This is a genomic window from Denitratisoma oestradiolicum, from assembly GCF_902813185.1.
GTDB classification, from domain to species: domain Bacteria; phylum Pseudomonadota; class Gammaproteobacteria; order Burkholderiales; family Rhodocyclaceae; genus Denitratisoma; species Denitratisoma oestradiolicum.
In genome coordinates, this window is sequence record NZ_LR778301.1 from 312,993 (window position 1) to 329,408 (window position 16,416).

The following is a 16,416-nucleotide window of genomic DNA, read 5'->3' on the forward strand; positions in this document are numbered from 1 at the left end:
TCAGTCGCGATGGCGGTCGGCGATGTCGCGGAAGGCATGGAATTGGGCGAGGAAGGCATCGACGATGTCGGGGTCGAAATGCCCGCCGCGGCCGGCGGCGATGATGTCGCGCGCTTCGTCATAGGACAGGGGCGCCTTGTAGACCCGCGGCGTGACCAGGGCATCGAAGACGTCGGCGATGGCCATGATGCGCGCGGAAACGGGAATGGCCTCGCCGGCCAGACCGTCGGGATAGCCACTGCCGTCCCATTTCTCGTGGTGACGCAGGGCGATTTCCTTGGCCAGGGCGAGGAATTCCACGGACTCGGCGGCGTCCCGTTCCGCCAGGTCGATGGCGTCGCTGCCGAGTCGCGAGTGGGTCTTCATGACGACCCATTCCGCCGCGCTGAGGGGGCCGGGCTTGTGCAGGATGGCGTCGGGAATGCCAATCTTGCCAATGTCATGAAGGGGCGCCGAGCGGGCCAGTAGGCGGATTTGGCGCTCGCCCAGGAGCGGCGCGAATTTCGCGGACTTGCGTAGTTCCGTGGCCAGTTGCTGCACGTAGCCCTGGGTGCGCCGGATGTGGTTACCGGTTTCCGGGTCGCGGATTTCCGCCAGGTGGGCCAGTGCCCGGATGCTCACTTCCTGGATCAGCTCGTTCTCCGCCATGCGCTTCTCGATTTCGGCTTCCAGATAGCTGTTCTGATCCCGCAGCCAGTCCCGGGCCTGCTTCAGCTCCAGTTGGGTGTGGATGCGCGCAAGAACAAGAGGCGGCACGATGGGCTTGGTGATGTAATCCACCGCGCCGAGCTCCAGACCGTGCATCTCTCCTTCGATGCTGTTCATGGCCGTGATGAAGATGACAGGGATGTCTCGGGTGTCGGGATCGGCCCGCAGGTGTTCAAAGACCTGGTAGCCGTCCATGCCGGGCATCATCACATCGAGGAGGATCAGGTCGGGATACGGTGATGCGCCGGCAATCTGTAAGGCTCTGGCGCCGGAGGTGGCGACCCGCACCCGGTAGCGGGGGCAAAGCAAGTCGTTGAGTACGGCGAGATTCTCCGGGGAGTCGTCAACGATCAATATCGTGCGGGGACTTGCAGTTGACACGGTCACTCCCTGCTGGTTGATGGCAATGGACTTATTGTCCCGCAAAATCCGATGCGCTCGATATGAACGGTGTTCCTTTATAGATGTATTGCGTCACGTTTCCTTGGTGGACGTCGTCAGGCATGAATGCCATGACTTGAGCAAGGATATTTCCTCGGCTGAAAACGCGCCCCGGTCCGGTCCGACAGCCCCTCAGTGGGCGGCAAAGGTGAAGGAATCGGCAAAGAAGGATTCCTCGATCAGGCCCCGGGCGAGGAAATCGCTGTGGGCGGCCTCGATCATGGCCGGTGCGCCGCAGGCGTAGATATCGTGGCCGGAAAGGTCGGCGAAATCCTTCAGCACGGCCTGATGCACCAGGCCCTGGCGTCCCTGCCAGGCGTCGGCGACGGGGGCATCGGAGAGTACGGGAATGTAGTGGATGTGGGGGTGTTGCGTTGCCCAGCGCCGGGGTAGTTCGTCCAGATAGAGGCCGGCCTTGTCCCGCGCCCCCCAGTAAAGGTGGATGGGCCGGACGATGCCCTTGTGCAGAGCGTGCTCCACCAGGCTCTTGATGGGCGCGAAGCCGGTGCCACCGGCCAGGAGGATGATGGGCCGGTCGGAATCCTCCCGCAGGAAAAAGGAGCCCAGGGGCGCCTCGATGCGCAGGATGTCCTTTTCCTTCATGGTCCCGAATACCTGGGCGGTGAACTCACCGTCCGGGACGAGGCGGACATGGATCTCGACGAACTCGTTCTGGTGGGGCGCGTTGGCGATGGAAAAGGCCCGCCGGGAACCATCGGGACGGATGAATTCCAGATACTGGCCAGCCAGGAACTGGAGGGGTTCGCTGGCGGGCAGCTTGAGTTGCAGCACCATCACATCAGAGGCCACCCGTTCCATCTTCTGTACCCGGCAGGGCAGCTTCCTCACGGCAATGCTCCCCAGGGCGCCGACTTCGCGCACTTCCACGGTAAGGTCGGAGCGGGGGGTGGCACAGCACATCAGGGCCATGCCAGCGGCTTTTTCCTCGACCGAAAGGGCGTGGTCCTGGTAATCACCGTAGTCCACCTGGCCGGTCACCACCTTGGCCTTGCAGGCCCCGCAGGCTCCGGCGCTGCAACCGTAGGGCAGCTTGAAACCGGCCTGATCAGCGGACTTGAGCAGGGGCTCGTCGGCAGGGGCATCGAAGCTGTGACCGCTGGGCTTGAGGGTGATCTTGTAGGTCATGAGATAATTTCGTGATGAGAAGATTGTTGATCGTCGGCTGTGGCGACGTGGTGCGCCGTGCCTTGCCCTGTCTGCGCGGGCACTGGCGTCTCTACGCCCTCGTGCGGGAGCGGGATCCGGCCCTGGCCGCCCAGGGCGTGACCCAGTTGCGCGGTGACCTGGACCAGCCGGCCACCCTGCGTCGCCTGGCTGGACTGGCCGACGCGGTGCTGCACAGCGCGCCGCCCCCCGGCAGCGGTGAGGGCGATCCGCGCACAGCCAGGCTGATAGCGGCCCTGCGGTGCGGCGGGAGTCTACCACGGCGCCTGGTCTACATCGGTACCAGCGGGGTCTATGGCGACTGTCGGGGCGAGCGGGTGGCGGAGACCCGGCCCCCCCATCCCGACAGTGCACGAGGCCGGCGGCGGCTGGCGGCGGAGCGGGCATTGCGCCGCTTCGGCCGCGATTCCGGTTGCACGGTGAGCCTGTTGCGCTCGCCGGGCATCTATGCCGCCGACCGCCTGCCCACGGAACGCCTGCACAAGCGCCTGCCCCTGCTGCGACCCGAGGAGGATGTCCATACCAATCATATCCACGCCGAGGATCTGGCCCGTGCCTGCCTGGCGGCCCTGCGTTCCGGTCGGCCGGGCCGGGCCTACAACATCAGCGACGACAGTGAACTGCTGATGGGAGAGTGGTACGACCGTCTCAGCGATGCCTTCGGTCAGGCCCGTCTGCCCCGTCTGTCCTGGGACGAGGCACAACAGCGCTTGCCGGCCATGCAGCTCTCCTTCATGGCGGAGTCACGTCGCTTGGAAAACCGCCGCATGAAACAGGAACTGCATCTGCGCCTGACCTACCCTACCATCGAGGCGGGGCTACTGATCGGCTCGCTGCGCTCAATGGCCACACCCGGCTCCGTTGATACTTTTCCACGTTAAAACAACAGAGAGGACAAGCTGACATGCTCTGGGTCAAGGCCTTTCATATCGTCTTCGTGGTGAGCTGGTTCGCCGGCTTGTTCTACCTGCCCCGCATCTTCGTGAATCTGGCCATGGTACCCGCCGACAGCGCGGCCGAGCGGGAGCGCCTGCTGCTGATGGCCAGGAAGCTCTACCGTTTCGTCGGCCCCATCGCGGTTTTGGCCGTGGCCCTGGGACTGTGGCTCTGGTTTGGTTTCGGCATCAGCGGCGGCTGGCTCTACGCCAAGACGATCCTGGTGCTGGGCCTGCTGGCCTACCATGTCTGGTGCGGCATGCTGCTGGGGGAGTTCGCCACCCAAAGCTGCCAACGTAGCCATGTCTGGTTCCGTGTCTTCAATGAAATCCCTGTGCTGGCCCTGATCGCCATCGTGATCCTGGTCGTGGTGAAACCGTTTTGAACTCTTCCCACAAACCTCCCCAGCCCGGCCCCCGGGTCCGACACGTCCGCAAGGCGGACGCTCCCAACACCCATGCCGCCCCGGGCCAGCGCAGCCGCCCGGCATCACCGCCCCGCAGCGGGGCAGTGCCTGCAAGCAAGGGGGACATCGGCGATTTCCTGCGGGGCTGGTATTTCTTCGCACCCTGTCCCCGGGGCCTGGAACCCCTGCTGGTGGAGGACCTGGCGGCAGCCGGAGGCAAGCAGGTGACGGCAGTCCCCGGCGGCGTGCATTTTCGCGGCGACTGGGAAACCTGTTATCGGGCCAATCTGGAGTCCCGCATCGCCACCCGGGTGCTCTGGCGTGTGGCCCTGGGGGGCTACCAGGGTGAAGAGGATATCTACCGGCTGGCCAACGGCGTGCCCTGGCATCAGTTGTTCTCCCCGGAGAAAACCATCCGCGTCTATGTGACGGCCCAGCGCTCGCCGCTACGCAGCCTGGAATACATCACCCTCAAGGTGAAGGACGCGGTCTGCGACCGCTTCCGCGACGAAACCGGGCAGCGTCCCTATGTGGATACCCGGGAGCCGGACATCCGCATCCACCTGTTCCTCAACGACCGGGAAGCCACCCTTTATCTGGATACCTCCGGCACGCCCCTCTACCTGCGGGGCCACAAGATCGCCAAGGTGGAGGCCCCCATCAAGGAGAACCTGGCGGCGGGCATCCTGCGTCTGGCCGGCTGGAAACCGGGAACGCCGTTGCTGGACCCCATGTGCGGCAGCGGCACCTTCCTGATCGAGGCCGCCCAGATGAGCCTGGGGGATGCCCCGGGGCTTTCCCGAGGTGAGGGGGAATTCGGCTTCGAGAATTTCATCGACTTCGATGCCAACCTCTGGCGCCGCCTGCGCACGGAAGCCGCCCAGCGGCGGGTGGCGGCTGACAAGCTGTCCATCTGGGGCTCTGACGTTTCCGCCGATGCCGTGGCCCGTACTCGCCAGAACCTGGCCCATGCCGGCTTGGATGATCTGGTGGAAGTGCGTCAGGCAGACCTGCTGCAATTGCCGGCCCCGGCACCTGCGGGTTTACTCGTGACCAATCCCCCCTACGGCGAACGCCTGGGAGAGGACGAGGAGCTGGCTGCCTTCTATCCCCTGCTGGGCAATGCCCTGAAGCAGCACTTCGCCGGCTGGCACTGCTGGTTCCTCACCGCCGACCCGCAACTGGCCAAGTTGGTGCGGCTCAAGGTGACCCGGCGCATCCCCCTCTTCAACGGCCCCCTGGAATGCCGGCTGTTCGGCATCCCCATGGTGCAGGGACGTCTGGAAGATAAAACGTGATCCGTTTCGACAGCGTCGCCAAGCGCTATCCGCCGGGCATCGATGCCCTGGCCGAAATCAGCTTTCAAGTGGAGCCGGGCGAACTGGTCATCGTCAGCGGCCACTCGGGAGCCGGCAAGAGCACCCTGCTCAAGCTGATTGCCGCCATCGAGACGCCCACGGCGGGCACGGTGCTGGTCAATGGCCAGAACGTGGGCGCCCTGCGCTCCTCGGCGATTCCCTACCTGCGCCGCAATCTGGGGCTGGTGTTCCAGGACCAGAAACTGCTGTTCGATCGCAATGCCTTCGAGAACGTGATGCTGCCCCTGGCCATTGCCGGCTTTGCGCCCAAGGAGGCGGCCAGGCGCGTGCGGGCCGCCCTGGACAAGGTGGGCCTGCTGGCCCGGGAGAAGGCCATGCCCATCGCCCTGTCCGGCGGAGAGCAGCAGCGCCTGGCCATCGCACGGGCCGTGGTGGGACGCCCCAGCCTGCTGCTGGCCGACGAACCCACCGCCTACCTGGATCCGGAAACTGCCCGCACCGTGGCCGACATCTTCATCGACTTTTACCGAGTCGGCGTTACCGTCCTGCTGGCTACCTACGACGAGGCCCTGTTTCTGCCCCGGGGTGCCCGTCGCCTGGGGCTGGACCACGGGAGGATGACGTCATGAGGAACTGGTTAAGCCAGCATCGCAGCGCCCTGGGGCTGGCCCTGCGCCGCCTGGCTCAGGCGCCGGTGAACACCCTGCTTTCGGTAGTGGCCATCGGCGTTGCCCTGGCTCTGCCCGCTGGTGGGTTGCTGCTGCTGGGGAATGCGGCCCAACTGGCCCGCAATGCCGCGCCGACCCCGCAGATTTCGCTATTTCTGGCTCTGGATGCGGACGCTCGTGCCGTCACTGGGGTAGAGTCGGCCCTCAAGGCCCATGGTGGTGTGAGCGAATATCGCTACATACCCAGGGAACAGACCCGGCAGAGGATGCGGTCGGCCGAGGGGTTGGGGGACGTGATCGATGCCCTGCCAGAAAATCCCTTCCCCGATGCCTTCGTCGTCCAGCCCCGGGACGACAGCCCGGCGGCTATGGAGGCCCTGGCCCGGAACTTGGCGACCCTGCCCCGGGTGGAGCATGTGCAACTGGATTCGGCCTGGGTGCGTCGCCTGGATGCCCTCCTGCGCCTGGGCCGCAGTGGTGTCGCCCTGCTGGCCTTGCTGCTCGGGGTGGGGCTGGTGGCCATCACCTTCAACACCATCCGGCTCCAGGTGCTGACCCAGCGGGCTGAAATCGAGGTGAGCCGTCTCCTGGGGGCCACCGACGCCTTCATCCGCCGGCCCTTCCACTGGTTCGGCACCCTCCAGGGCCTGGCGGGAGGACTGCTGGCCTGGGCCATGGCGCAGGGCGCGGCCTTGATGCTGCGCAGCCCCATCGCCGAACTGGCCCAGCTTTACAGCCTGAATTTCATGCTGAGTCCCCTGGAGGTCAGGGAGTCCCTGGTCCTGCTGGCCCTGGCCGCCGTCCTCGGCTGGTTGGGTGCGGCCCTGTCCCTGCGCCAGTACCTGTTGCGTGGCGGTTGATGGGCTGGTGTGGTGCCGCTATCCCTCGACGATTTCCCAACTGTGGGTGATGGCGGCGGTCTTGCCCAGCATGATGGAGGCGGAGCAATACTTCTCGGCCGAGAGATGTACCGCCCGCTCGACCGCTTCCGGCTTGAGATTGCGGCCCTTCACCAGGAAGTGCATGTTGATCCGGGTGAACACTTTCGGATCGGTCTCCGCCCGCTCGGCGGAAAGTTTCACCTCGCAGCCACTGATGCCCTGGCGGCCGCGCTTGAGGATCATCACGATATCGAAAGCCGTGCACCCGCCGGTGCCGGCAAGCAGCATCTCCATGGGGCGGGGCGCCAGATTGCGCCCTCCCGCTTCCGGCGCGCCGTCCATCGCCACCAGATGACCGCTGCCGGTCTCGGCCACAAAACTCATACCGTCGTGCCAGCGAACCGTACATTCCATGCCTGTAGTCCTTGATGATTCAGCCAGGGAATATTGTAGTTTGCTCTGGCAGCGCCAGGGGAATGCCGGGCGCCAGGGCGGGTTGGAAAGTGTTTGGCGATGTGGTTTGACACTTTCGCTGGCTGTGGAATACAATGCGCGGCTTTTCCGCCGTAACAGCCCGGTCACGGGCGTTCAAAAATCAGAGGGAATCCTCATGAAAACCTTTTCCGCCAAGCCGCACGAGGTCACAAGGGATTGGTTCGTCGTTGATGCGACGGACAAGGTCCTGGGCCGGCTGGCTGCCGAAATCGCCAGCCGCTTGCGTGGCAAGCACAAGACCATCTACACGCCCCATGTGGACACGGGTGACTACATCGTCGTCGTCAATGTGGACAAGCTGCGTGTCACCGGCGCCAAGGCCGAAGACAAGAAGTACTATCGCCACACGGGCTACCCCGGCGGTATTTACGAGACCAACTTCACCAAGCTGCAACAGCGTTTTCCCGCCCGCGTGCTGGAAAAGGCCGTCAAGGGCATGCTGCCCAAGGGCCCCCTCGGCTATGCCATGCTGAAAAAGATGAAGTGTTACGCCGGTGTTGAGCATCCCCATGCCGCTCAGCAGCCCAAGGCGCTTGAGATCTAAGGACATATATATGGCCACTAACTATAACTACGGGACTGGTCGCCGCAAGACGGCGGTTGCCCGCGTGTTCATCAAGCCGGGCACAGGCAAGATCGTCGTGAACGACAAGCCCGTTGATGAATTCTTCTCCCGCGAGACCGGTCGTATGGTCGTGCGTCAGCCCCTGGAGCTGGTGCAGCATACGAACACCTTCGACATCATGGTGAACGTGACCGGTGGCGGCGAGTCCGGCCAGGCCGGCGCGGTTCGTCATGGCATCACCCGCGCCCTGATCGAATACGATGCGACCCTCAAGCCCGCTCTGTCCAGCGCCGGCTTCGTGACCCGCGATGCTCGTGAGGTCGAACGGAAAAAAGTCGGCTTCCACAAGGCGCGTCGCCGCAAGCAGTTCTCCAAGCGCTAACGCGTTTGGTGCAAAGCCAAAGCCGCCTGCGGGCGGCTTTGTTGTTTGTAACGTCCGTGCGTTACCATTGCGCGGCAATTGTTGATTCGGAGGTCGGATGATCAAGGTTGGCGTGGTTGGAGGTACAGGCTATACGGGCGTGGAGCTTCTGCGCCTGCTGGCCCAGCACTCCGGGGTTGAACTCAAGGCGATTACTTCCCGTGGTGAGGCGGGGACGGCAGTGGCCGATATGTTCCCCAGTCTGCGGGGGCGTGTCGGTCTTCAGTTCACCGACCCGGCCAAATCCTCTCTGAGCGACTGCGACGTGGTGTTTTTCGCCACCCCCAACGGGATTGCCATGCAACAGGCGGTGAGCTTGCTGGCGGCGGGGGTTAGGGTGATCGACCTGGCGGCCGATTTCCGCATCCAGGATGTGGCGGAATGGGAAAAGTGGTACGGCATGTCCCACGCCAGTCCGGCGCTGGTGGCCGAGGCGGTTTACGGCTTGCCGGAGATGAATCGGGACAAGATACGCAATGCCCGCCTGGTGGCGAATCCCGGCTGTTATCCGACCGCGACTCAATTGGGTTTCATACCGCTGCTCAAGGCGGGATGCGTGGATGCATCCACCTTGATCGCCGATGCGAAGTCGGGTGTTTCCGGCGCGGGGCGCAAGGCGGAAACCCATATCCTGTTCTCAGAAGCAGGGGACAATTTCAAGGCCTACGGGGTCGCCGGGCATCGCCACTTGCCTGAGATCCGCCAGGGCCTGTCCTTGGTGGCCGGTGGGCCGGTGGGCCTGACTTTCGTGCCCCATCTGACCCCGATGATCCGCGGCATTCACGCTACGCTATATGCGCGGGTTACTAAGGAAATCGATTTTCAGGCGCTGTTCGAGCGAGCCTATCGAGATGAGCCTTTCGTGGATGTGCTGCCTCCTGGTACTCATCCGGAAACCCGTTCGGTACGAGCCTCGAATGTCTGCCGTATCGCCGTTCATCGCCCTCAGGGCGGGGATACCCTGGTGATTCTGTCGGTCATCGACAATCTGGTAAAGGGTGCGGCGGGACAGGCGGTGCAGAACATGAATATCATGTTCGGGCTTGATGAATGCGCGGGCCTTTCGCAACTTCCGGTTTTGCCCTGATGTTTCGCTGGCTGCGGCGCCGTTTTGGTGTCGCCGCGCCGCGTGTCGCGGTGCGGGTGCAGCTTCCGTGGTACTGGCGGGCCTCAATGACAGCTCTGCTGCTGATTGCAGTGCTGGTTCTGGCGGGATGGATGTACGATGCCGGGAGTCGGCTGGCGGGCTACAACCGTCAGGAAACCGGGGAAGAGTTGGCCGCCCTTCGTCTGGAGAATGCCCGACAGATGTCAGAGCTGGAGCGTCTGCGTCGGGAAGTCGGCGCGGGCGAGGGTAATGTTCAAATGGCGCGGGCTGCCCAGGAGCGGCTGGTTCAGCAGGTGAAGGATCTAGAATCAGAAAACAATCGTTTACGCGAAGATCTGGCGGTGTTCGAAAATCTTGCCAAAGAAAGATCGCAGCCTGTGGTATCTGGGGTTCGCAAGTAAGTTTGTTGGATTTTTCTCGTTGATGCGCGTAAGTTGATAGGAGAATGGTGATGTTTTCAAAAAGACAGGCCAATGTCCGAATCGAAAGTCTGATCGGTGCGGGAACGAAAGTGGAGGGGAATATCCATTTCTCCGGGGGGCTACGGGTCGATGGCGAGGTATGTGGTAACGTGTTTGCTATCGGCGATACGCCAAGCACTCTGGTGATTAGTGAACGTGCCCGTATCGAAGGTGAGATACGGGTGTCCCATCTGGTGGTCAACGGGACCGTGGTTGGGCCCATCATGTGCGGCGATTTTCTGGAACTTCAGTCCCAGGCCCGGGTCACAGGGGATGTGGAATATGGCGCGATTGAAATGCGCCTGGGTGCAATTGTCGAAGGACGGCTTGTCCATCGGGGTTCCGCAGGCAAGGCGGTGGAGCTCAAACTGGCCAGTGCTAATTGACCCTGCGTGAGGATTACAAGGATAATTCACCCTATACCCCAACCCCCAGGAGAAAAACATGAATGCACCCACCGAAATGCCCTCACCTTTTGTTTTCACCGACAGCGCGGTGAGCAAGGTCAAGGAACTGATCGCGGAAGAAGGGAACCCCGACCTCAAGCTGCGCGTATTTGTCACCGGCGGTGGTTGCTCAGGCTTTCAGTACGGCTTTACCTTCGACGAGGTGGCGAACGAGGACGATACCTCCTTGGTGAAAGGCGGCGTCACTCTGCTGGTCGATCCCATGAGCTACCAGTACCTGGTCGGCGCCGAGATTGATTACACCGAGGGCCTCGAAGGCTCCCAGTTCGTGATCAAGAACCCCAACGCCAACAGCACCTGTGGCTGCGGTTCGTCCTTCTCGGCCTGAGGGCTTGTGAGGGATGATAGGAAAAAGAGCCCGCAAGGGCTCTTTTCATTGGGGTCAGGCGGGGTAGTAGGCCCCCAGCACCCGCGGCCCCTGGCTACCGGTTACTTTGGGTAGATTCCCGGGTAGACCGCTCACATGCTGACGCGCCAGCCAGGCGAAGGCGACGGCTTCGACCCAGTCTGCGGGTACGCCCAGTTGATCAGTGAGTCCGATTTCGATATCGGGTAGCGCGGCGGTGAGGGCAGTCATAAGTGCTCCATTTCTTGCCCCGCCCCCGCAGACGTAGAGTCTTTCGGGCTGGGCGCACCATCTGCGCACGGCGTCCGCTGCACTGCGCGCCGTGAGTTCCAGGAGGCAGCGTTGTACATCTGCTGCCTCCTCCGTTCCCGTCAGTATTCCATCCAGCCAGGGCAGGCCGAATTGTTCGCGGCCGCAGCTCTTGGGTGGGGTGAGATCCAGGAAAGGATGCGCCAGCATCTTTTCCAGTAAACCGGAAATTACATTGCCACTCTGGCCCCAGGCGCCGTTGGCGTCGTAGGGTAAACCCAGGTGACGGCTGGCCCAGCCATCGAGCAGCATGTTGCCGGGGCCACAATCGAAACCGGCGGTGTCGCCCTGGAGCGGCAGGTTGGTGATGTTCGCGATGCCGCCGATATTGAGAATGAGCCGATGGTAGTCGGTACTTTGGAACAGGGCGGCGTGGGCGGCCGGCACCAGCGGTGCTCCCTGGCCGCCAGCGGCCACGTCGCGGCTGCGGAAATCAGCCACCACGGCAATGCCGGTGAGCTCCGCCAGCAGGGCCGGGTTGCCTATTTGCAGGGTATAGCCCGATTCCGGACGGTGGCGCAGGGTCTGGCCATGGCAGCCCTGGGCGGTGATCCGATCCGGGCCGAGCTGGGCGGCAGCGAGCAGGGCCTTCACACCTTCGGCATGGAGATGCATCAAGCGGTTGGAGAGCAACGCGGTACGATGCAGTTCATCCGGCCCGCTTGACTGAAGAGCCAAGGCTTCCCGGCGGACATCCTCCGGATAGGGGATGTAGTGTGTCGCCAGGGTGCTCGCCTTGCCGTCGGAGAAACAAACCAGGGCCGCATCGATTCCGTCCAGACTGGTGCCGGACATCAAGCCGATGTAGAACTCCGTCTCAATCAAGTGCGGTGAGGTTGAAGTCGCGGATCATGTCCACCCGCGCAAGCTCACGACTGGCGGTCTGCCGGAAAGTTGCCAGTTGATCCGGCGTAAGGGCGGGCGCTTCGGGCAGTGCCACGGTCAATGGATTCTTGTGGATGCCGTCGACACGGAATTCGTAATGCAGATGGGGGCCACTGGCCAGTCCCGTTGCGCCGGTATAGGCGATGACCTCTCCCTGGGAAATGTGCCGGCCGACCTTCATTCCGGCGGCGAAGCCAGACAGATGCCCATAGAGCGTCGAATAATGGCCTTGATGCCGCAGGATCACCACCTTGCCGTAGCCGCCCCGGTTACCAACGAATTCGATGCTTCCGTTTGCAGTTGCCCTGACCCGAGTGCCTACCGGAGCGCCATAATCCACGCCCTTGTGCGCTCGCCATTTATTCAGGACGGGATGGAAACGGGCAGAGGTGAACCCGGAGGTGACGCGAGAAAATTCGAGGGGGGAGCGCAAAAAGGCCTTGCGCAGGCTGCGTCCATCAGGAGTGTAGTAACCGCCACCGTGCTGTCCGTCACCAAACCAGACCGCTTTGTATTGCCGGCCCTCGTTGATGAATTCGGCGGCCAGGATGCGGCCGGCGCGTATCTGCTTGCCCATGGAGCTAATGGACTCATAGACCACCGAGAAGCGGTCACCTCGTTGCAGGTCGCGGTGAAAGTCGATGTCGCCGCTGAAAATGTCTGCCAGTTGCGTCGCCACGGCATCCGGAATGCCCGCATCATCGGTGGCGCCGAACAGTGAGTGCCTGATTTCGCCCGACTTCATGATCACCTGGGTATCCAGGGGGATTGCCTTCTCGGTGATGCTGAAGGTATCGCCCATCCGCTGGACAAACAGGGCACGGGCCTGGTTGCCGGCAAGGGGGAAAACCAGTGACTGCAATACGCCATCCCGGTCGGCCAGGGCGGTGACCGTCTTTCCGGGAACGATCTGGCGAAACAGCATGTCCGCGCCCGGGAGTGCCCGGAGGGTGGAGAGTGTTGCCGTGTCGTCCACTCCCAGTCGGGAAAAGAGTGTGGTTGCCGTATCGCTGCGGCGAATCTGTTCTTCGCGAACAAACTCGCCGGCGCTGGCGCTATGGAGGGCGGTCACGGCGACCCCCAGCTCCTCCACGTAACTTTTCTGGATGATTGGGGTGGAAATGGTCTCCGATGCGGTGCCAAAGGCTGCAACCATGCCGAAAATAGCTACGGCCGCCACACCGGTCGAGGCCCAGAAGGGGCCAGGACGGGTCTCACGGTAGCGAAGGAGATCGGCTAAAATTGCCCGCTTTTGCTGCTTCATCTGGCGGTTGGTCCGGCAAAAAAACTCGCCGCAGTGTAACAAAAAGCCGACTACCGTCAAAACTGGACCGACTGAACCGATGAATGACATCGAATCCCAACTGGAACTGATCAAACGCGGTGCCGATGAGCTTCTTATCGAGGCCGATCTGCGGGAACGGCTCAAGACTGGGCGCCCCCTGCGTATCAAAGCGGGTTTCGACCCCACGGCGCCGGACCTGCATCTTGGTCATACGGTGCTGATCAACAAACTAAGGCATTTTCAGGATCTGGGCCATCAGGTCCTGTTCCTGATCGGTGATTTCACCGCAATGATCGGGGATCCCACGGGCAAGAATGCCACGCGCCCCCCGCTGTCGAAGGAACAGATCGTAGAGAATGCCAGGACTTACCAGCAGCAGGTGTTCAAGATCCTCGACCCTGCCAGAACTGAAATCTGTTTCAACTCGACTTGGTTCGAGCCCCTGGGGGCGGCGGGCATGATCAAGCTGGCGGCGCTGCATACCGTTGCCCGGATGCTGGAGCGGGATGACTTCTCCAAACGCTACGCAGGCAATCAGCCCATCGCCATCCATGAGTTCCTCTACCCCCTGTGCCAGGGCTACGATTCCGTGGCCATGAAGTCGGATGTGGAATTGGGGGGCACGGATCAGAAGTTCAATCTGCTAGTGGGCCGTGAGCTGCAAAAGCATTACGGGCAGGCGCCCCAGTGCGTGCTGATGATGCCACTGCTGGAGGGCCTCGACGGCGTCAACAAGATGTCCAAGTCCCTGGGTAATTATGTGGGGATCGCCGAATCCCCCAAGGAAATATTCGGCAAGCTGATGTCCGTCTCCGACGAACTGATGTGGCGCTATTACGAGCTTCTGTCGTTCCGGGATACCTCTGAGGTCTTGGGCTTCAAGCAGGAAATTGCCGAGGGTCGCAATCCGCGAGACATCAAGGTTCTGTTGGCCCAGGAAATCGTGGAGCGGTTCCACTCACGCAAAGCTGCCGTGGATGCCTTGGCAGACTTTGAAGCGCGGTTCCAGCGAGGGGCCATTCCGGATGAGATGCCGGAGCTCTCTCTTCCTATTGCGCCGGTTGCCCAGTTGTTGAAACAGGCCGGCCTAGTCTCCAGCACCTCGGAGGCGATGCGCATGATCGAGGCGGGTGGGGTGCGCGTCAATGGTGAAAAGATTTCCGACAAGACGCTGGTTTTCGCCGTCGGTGAAGTGGTTGTGCTGCAAGTAGGTAAACGCAAGTTTGCCCGGGTGACGGTGGCCTGACATTCCTGCCATGGCAGCACTTCGGCGAGGTTTTGAAAAAGTTTTCCCGAATCTCTTGACCGATAAGAAACGGTCCGTATAATGCGCCCCTCTTCAACGCGGTTTGCGGCGAGAAAAGCGGTAGAAATCTCTGCGAATTCTGAGTTGGAACGTTCTTTAAAAAGTTGGACAACCGATAGGTGTAGGTGCTTGCTAGGTTGAGACGGAGTTGGGTTCTGACCCGAGATCGAAGGGTTGGGATGTGGTGCGAGGTACTGAGAGGTGCTGAGTGCTACGGTCTGGAGGCGAAAGCTGAGAGACAACGGCTGCGTCGAGCGAAAATATTAGGTAGTAGCAAGTCACTTACACGAGAGTAAGGTTTGAAGAAATTTGAACTGGAAGATTCGTTGAGTGAGCGAAGAGATTGAACTGAAGAGTTTGATCCTGGCTCAGATTGAACGCTGGCGGAATGCTTTACACATGCAAGTCGAACGGCAGCACGGGGGCAACCCTGGTGGCGAGTGGCGAACGGGTGAGTAATACATCGGAACGTGCCCAGTAATGGGGGATAACCATCCGAAAGGATGGCTAATACCGCATACGCCCTGAGGGGGAAAGCGGGGGACCGCAAGGCCTCGCGTTATTGGAGCGGCCGATGTCGGATTAGCTAGTTGGTGGGGTAAAGGCCTACCAAGGCGACGATCCGTAGCTGGTCTGAGAGGATGATCAGCCACACTGGGACTGAGACACGGCCCAGACTCCTACGGGAGGCAGCAGTGGGGAATTTTGGACAATGGGGGCAACCCTGATCCAGCCATTCCGCGTGAGTGAAGAAGGCCTTCGGGTTGTAAAGCTCTTTCGGCAGGAACGAAAAGGTCATTATTAATACTAGTGACTAATGACGGTACCTGAAGAAGAAGCACCGGCTAACTACGTGCCAGCAGCCGCGGTAATACGTAGGGTGCGAGCGTTAATCGGAATTACTGGGCGTAAAGCGTGCGCAGGCGGTTTTGTAAGACAGCTGTGAAATCCCCGGGCTTAACCTGGGAACTGCGGTTGTGACTGCAAGACTGGAGTGTGGCAGAGGGGGGTGGAATTCCGCGTGTAGCAGTGAAATGCGTAGATATGCGGAGGAACACCGATGGCGAAGGCAGCCCCCTGGGTTAACACTGACGCTCATGCACGAAAGCGTGGGGAGCAAACAGGATTAGATACCCTGGTAGTCCACGCCCTAAACGATGCCAACTAGGTGTTGGAGAAGGAGACTTCTTTAGTACCGTAGCTAACGCGTGAAGTTGGCCGCCTGGGGAGTACGGTCGCAAGATTAAAACTCAAAGGAATTGACGGGGACCCGCACAAGCGGTGGATGATGTGGATTAATTCGATGCAACGCGAAAAACCTTACCTACCCTTGACATGCCAGGAATTCTGCTGAGAGGTGGAAGTGCCCGAAAGGGAGCCTGGACACAGGTGCTGCATGGCTGTCGTCAGCTCGTGTCGTGAGATGTTGGGTTAAGTCCCGCAACGAGCGCAACCCTTGCCATTAGTTGCCATCATTAAGTTGGGCACTCTAATGGGACTGCCGGTGACAAACCGGAGGAAGGTGGGGATGACGTCAAGTCCTCATGGCCCTTATGGGTAGGGCTTCACACGTCATACAATGGTCGGTACAGAGGGTTGCCAAGCCGCGAGGTGGAGCCAATCCCAGAAAGCCGATCGTAGTCCGGATTGAGTCTGCAACTCGACTCCATGAAGTCGGAATCGCTAGTAATCGCGGATCAGCATGCCGCGGTGAATACGTTCCTGGTCTTGTATACACCGCCCGTCACACCATGGGAGTGGGTTTCACCAGAAGTAGGTAGTCTAACCGCAAGGGGGGCGCTTACCACGGTGGGATTCATGACTGGGGTGAAGTCGTAACAAGGTAGCCGTATCGGAAGGTGCGGCTGGATCACCTCCTTTCTAGAGCGAAAGCCTAGTGGAGCACCTACAGCCTATCGGTTGTTCAGCGGTACAGACGTGGGTCTGTAGCTCAGCTGGTTAGAGCACCGTCTTGATAAGGCGGGGGTCGTTGGTTCGAACCCAACCAGACCCACCAAGTCAAGCAAGGTTCGAGAGCCGAGCAGATCGAGGCGCGAAAGCACGCCGCATAGTGGGTCTATGCAAGTGCTGGAGCAACGACGAGATGCGAAGGTTATCGGAACTTGAGGGGCATAGCTCAGCTGGGAGAGCACCTGCTTTGCAAGCAGGGGGTCGTCGGTTCGATCCCGTCTGCCTCCACCAAAGTCTTGAAGGGTTATCTGAG

At 61.4% G+C, this 16,416-nt stretch carries 17 protein-coding genes, 1 tRNA gene and 1 rRNA gene; 14 read left to right on the forward strand and 5 right to left on the reverse strand.

The features are described from left to right. Both DENOEST_RS01595 and DENOEST_RS01600 read right to left on the reverse strand, forming a co-directional pair. Window positions 1-1,095 (reverse strand): HD-GYP domain-containing protein, encoded by a 1,095-nt coding sequence (locus DENOEST_RS01595; RefSeq protein ID WP_232096412.1) that lies wholly within the window; start codon window positions 1,093-1,095, stop codon window positions 1-3. 186 nt (window positions 1,096-1,281) lie between these two features. Next, window positions 1,282-2,295, reverse strand: coding sequence for a CDP-6-deoxy-delta-3,4-glucoseen reductase (locus tag DENOEST_RS01600; RefSeq protein ID WP_145771453.1), 1,014 nt, complete (start codon window positions 2,293-2,295; stop codon window positions 1,282-1,284). A gap of 14 nt (window positions 2,296-2,309) precedes the next feature. Between DENOEST_RS01600 and DENOEST_RS01605 the strand changes: the two genes are divergently transcribed. The 5 genes from DENOEST_RS01605 to ftsX all read left to right on the forward strand — a co-directional run bounded on the left by DENOEST_RS01605 (window position 2,310) and on the right by ftsX (window position 6,523). Continuing rightward, window positions 2,310-3,215, forward strand: a complete 906-nt coding sequence (locus tag DENOEST_RS01605; RefSeq protein WP_145771472.1) for an NAD-dependent epimerase/dehydratase family protein — start codon at window positions 2,310-2,312, stop codon at window positions 3,213-3,215. Window positions 3,216-3,238: 23 nt separating this feature from the next. Beyond that, on the forward strand, window positions 3,239-3,655 hold the full coding sequence (locus DENOEST_RS01610; protein ID WP_145771454.1) for a CopD family protein: 417 nt from the start codon (window positions 3,239-3,241) through the stop codon (window positions 3,653-3,655). A 125-nt stretch (window positions 3,656-3,780) separates the two neighbouring features. After that, window positions 3,781-4,974, forward strand: a complete 1,194-nt coding sequence (locus DENOEST_RS01615; protein ID WP_197970480.1) for a THUMP domain-containing class I SAM-dependent RNA methyltransferase — start codon at window positions 3,781-3,783, stop codon at window positions 4,972-4,974. Then, window positions 4,971-5,624 (forward strand): cell division ATP-binding protein FtsE, encoded by a 654-nt coding sequence (locus tag DENOEST_RS01620; protein ID WP_145771455.1) that lies wholly within the window; start codon window positions 4,971-4,973, stop codon window positions 5,622-5,624. The genes DENOEST_RS01615 and DENOEST_RS01620 overlap by 4 nt, the downstream gene beginning before the upstream one ends. Further along, window positions 5,621-6,523, forward strand: a complete 903-nt coding sequence (ftsX, locus tag DENOEST_RS01625; RefSeq protein WP_145771456.1) for a permease-like cell division protein FtsX — start codon at window positions 5,621-5,623, stop codon at window positions 6,521-6,523. The genes DENOEST_RS01620 and ftsX overlap by 4 nt, the downstream gene beginning before the upstream one ends. A gap of 18 nt (window positions 6,524-6,541) precedes the next feature. Here ftsX and DENOEST_RS01630 read toward each other — a convergent pair whose 3' ends face one another. Next, window positions 6,542-6,958 (reverse strand): OsmC family protein, encoded by a 417-nt coding sequence (locus DENOEST_RS01630; RefSeq protein ID WP_145771457.1) that lies wholly within the window; start codon window positions 6,956-6,958, stop codon window positions 6,542-6,544. Window positions 6,959-7,154: 196 nt separating this feature from the next. Here DENOEST_RS01630 and rplM point away from each other — a divergent pair, with 196 nt between their 5' ends. The 6 genes from rplM to erpA all read left to right on the forward strand — a co-directional run bounded on the left by rplM (window position 7,155) and on the right by erpA (window position 10,389). Then, a complete protein-coding gene (gene rplM / locus DENOEST_RS01635) occupies window positions 7,155-7,583 on the forward strand; it encodes a 50S ribosomal protein L13 (protein WP_145771458.1) in 429 nt (142 codons plus the stop codon). 10 nt (window positions 7,584-7,593) lie between these two features. Then, window positions 7,594-7,986 (forward strand): 30S ribosomal protein S9, encoded by a 393-nt coding sequence (gene rpsI, locus DENOEST_RS01640; protein WP_145771459.1) that lies wholly within the window; start codon window positions 7,594-7,596, stop codon window positions 7,984-7,986. Window positions 7,987-8,083: 97 nt separating this feature from the next. Further along, window positions 8,084-9,112 carry an N-acetyl-gamma-glutamyl-phosphate reductase gene (gene argC, locus DENOEST_RS01645; protein ID WP_145771460.1) on the forward strand — a complete coding sequence of 343 codons (1,029 nt, stop codon included), beginning with the start codon at window positions 8,084-8,086 and terminating at the stop codon, window positions 9,110-9,112. Then, a complete protein-coding gene (locus DENOEST_RS01650) occupies window positions 9,112-9,534 on the forward strand; it encodes a hypothetical protein (protein WP_145771461.1) in 423 nt (140 codons plus the stop codon). Before argC ends, DENOEST_RS01650 begins: the two co-directional genes overlap by 1 nt. 50 nt (window positions 9,535-9,584) lie before the next feature. Continuing rightward, window positions 9,585-9,980 carry a bactofilin family protein gene (locus DENOEST_RS01655; protein ID WP_145771462.1) on the forward strand — a complete coding sequence of 132 codons (396 nt, stop codon included), beginning with the start codon at window positions 9,585-9,587 and terminating at the stop codon, window positions 9,978-9,980. A gap of 58 nt (window positions 9,981-10,038) precedes the next feature. Next, entirely contained in the window at window positions 10,039-10,389 is a 351-nt protein-coding gene (gene erpA, locus DENOEST_RS01660) for an iron-sulfur cluster insertion protein ErpA (protein ID WP_145771463.1), read from the forward strand. Window positions 10,390-10,443: 54 nt separating this feature from the next. Here erpA and DENOEST_RS01665 read toward each other — a convergent pair whose 3' ends face one another. Further along, window positions 10,444-11,538 carry an anhydro-N-acetylmuramic acid kinase gene (locus DENOEST_RS01665; RefSeq protein WP_145771474.1) on the reverse strand — a complete coding sequence of 365 codons (1,095 nt, stop codon included), beginning with the start codon at window positions 11,536-11,538 and terminating at the stop codon, window positions 10,444-10,446. Continuing rightward, complete coding sequence (locus DENOEST_RS01670) at window positions 11,534-12,757, reverse strand: M23 family metallopeptidase (protein WP_170228244.1); 1,224 nt, start codon at window positions 12,755-12,757, stop codon at window positions 11,534-11,536. Before DENOEST_RS01670 ends, DENOEST_RS01665 begins: the two co-directional genes overlap by 5 nt. Window positions 12,758-12,944: 187 nt before the next feature. Between DENOEST_RS01670 and tyrS the strand changes: the two genes are divergently transcribed. From tyrS to DENOEST_RS01685, 3 genes are all read left to right on the forward strand, one after another. Next, window positions 12,945-14,132, forward strand: a complete 1,188-nt coding sequence (gene tyrS / locus DENOEST_RS01675) for a tyrosine--tRNA ligase (protein WP_145771465.1) — start codon at window positions 12,945-12,947, stop codon at window positions 14,130-14,132. A gap of 405 nt (window positions 14,133-14,537) precedes the next feature. Then, window positions 14,538-16,073, forward strand: a 16S ribosomal RNA gene (locus tag DENOEST_RS01680). Window positions 16,074-16,132: 59 nt separating this feature from the next. Continuing rightward, window positions 16,133-16,209: transfer RNA gene (locus tag DENOEST_RS01685), tRNA-Ile, on the forward strand. Window positions 16,210-16,416 lie beyond the last annotated feature (207 nt).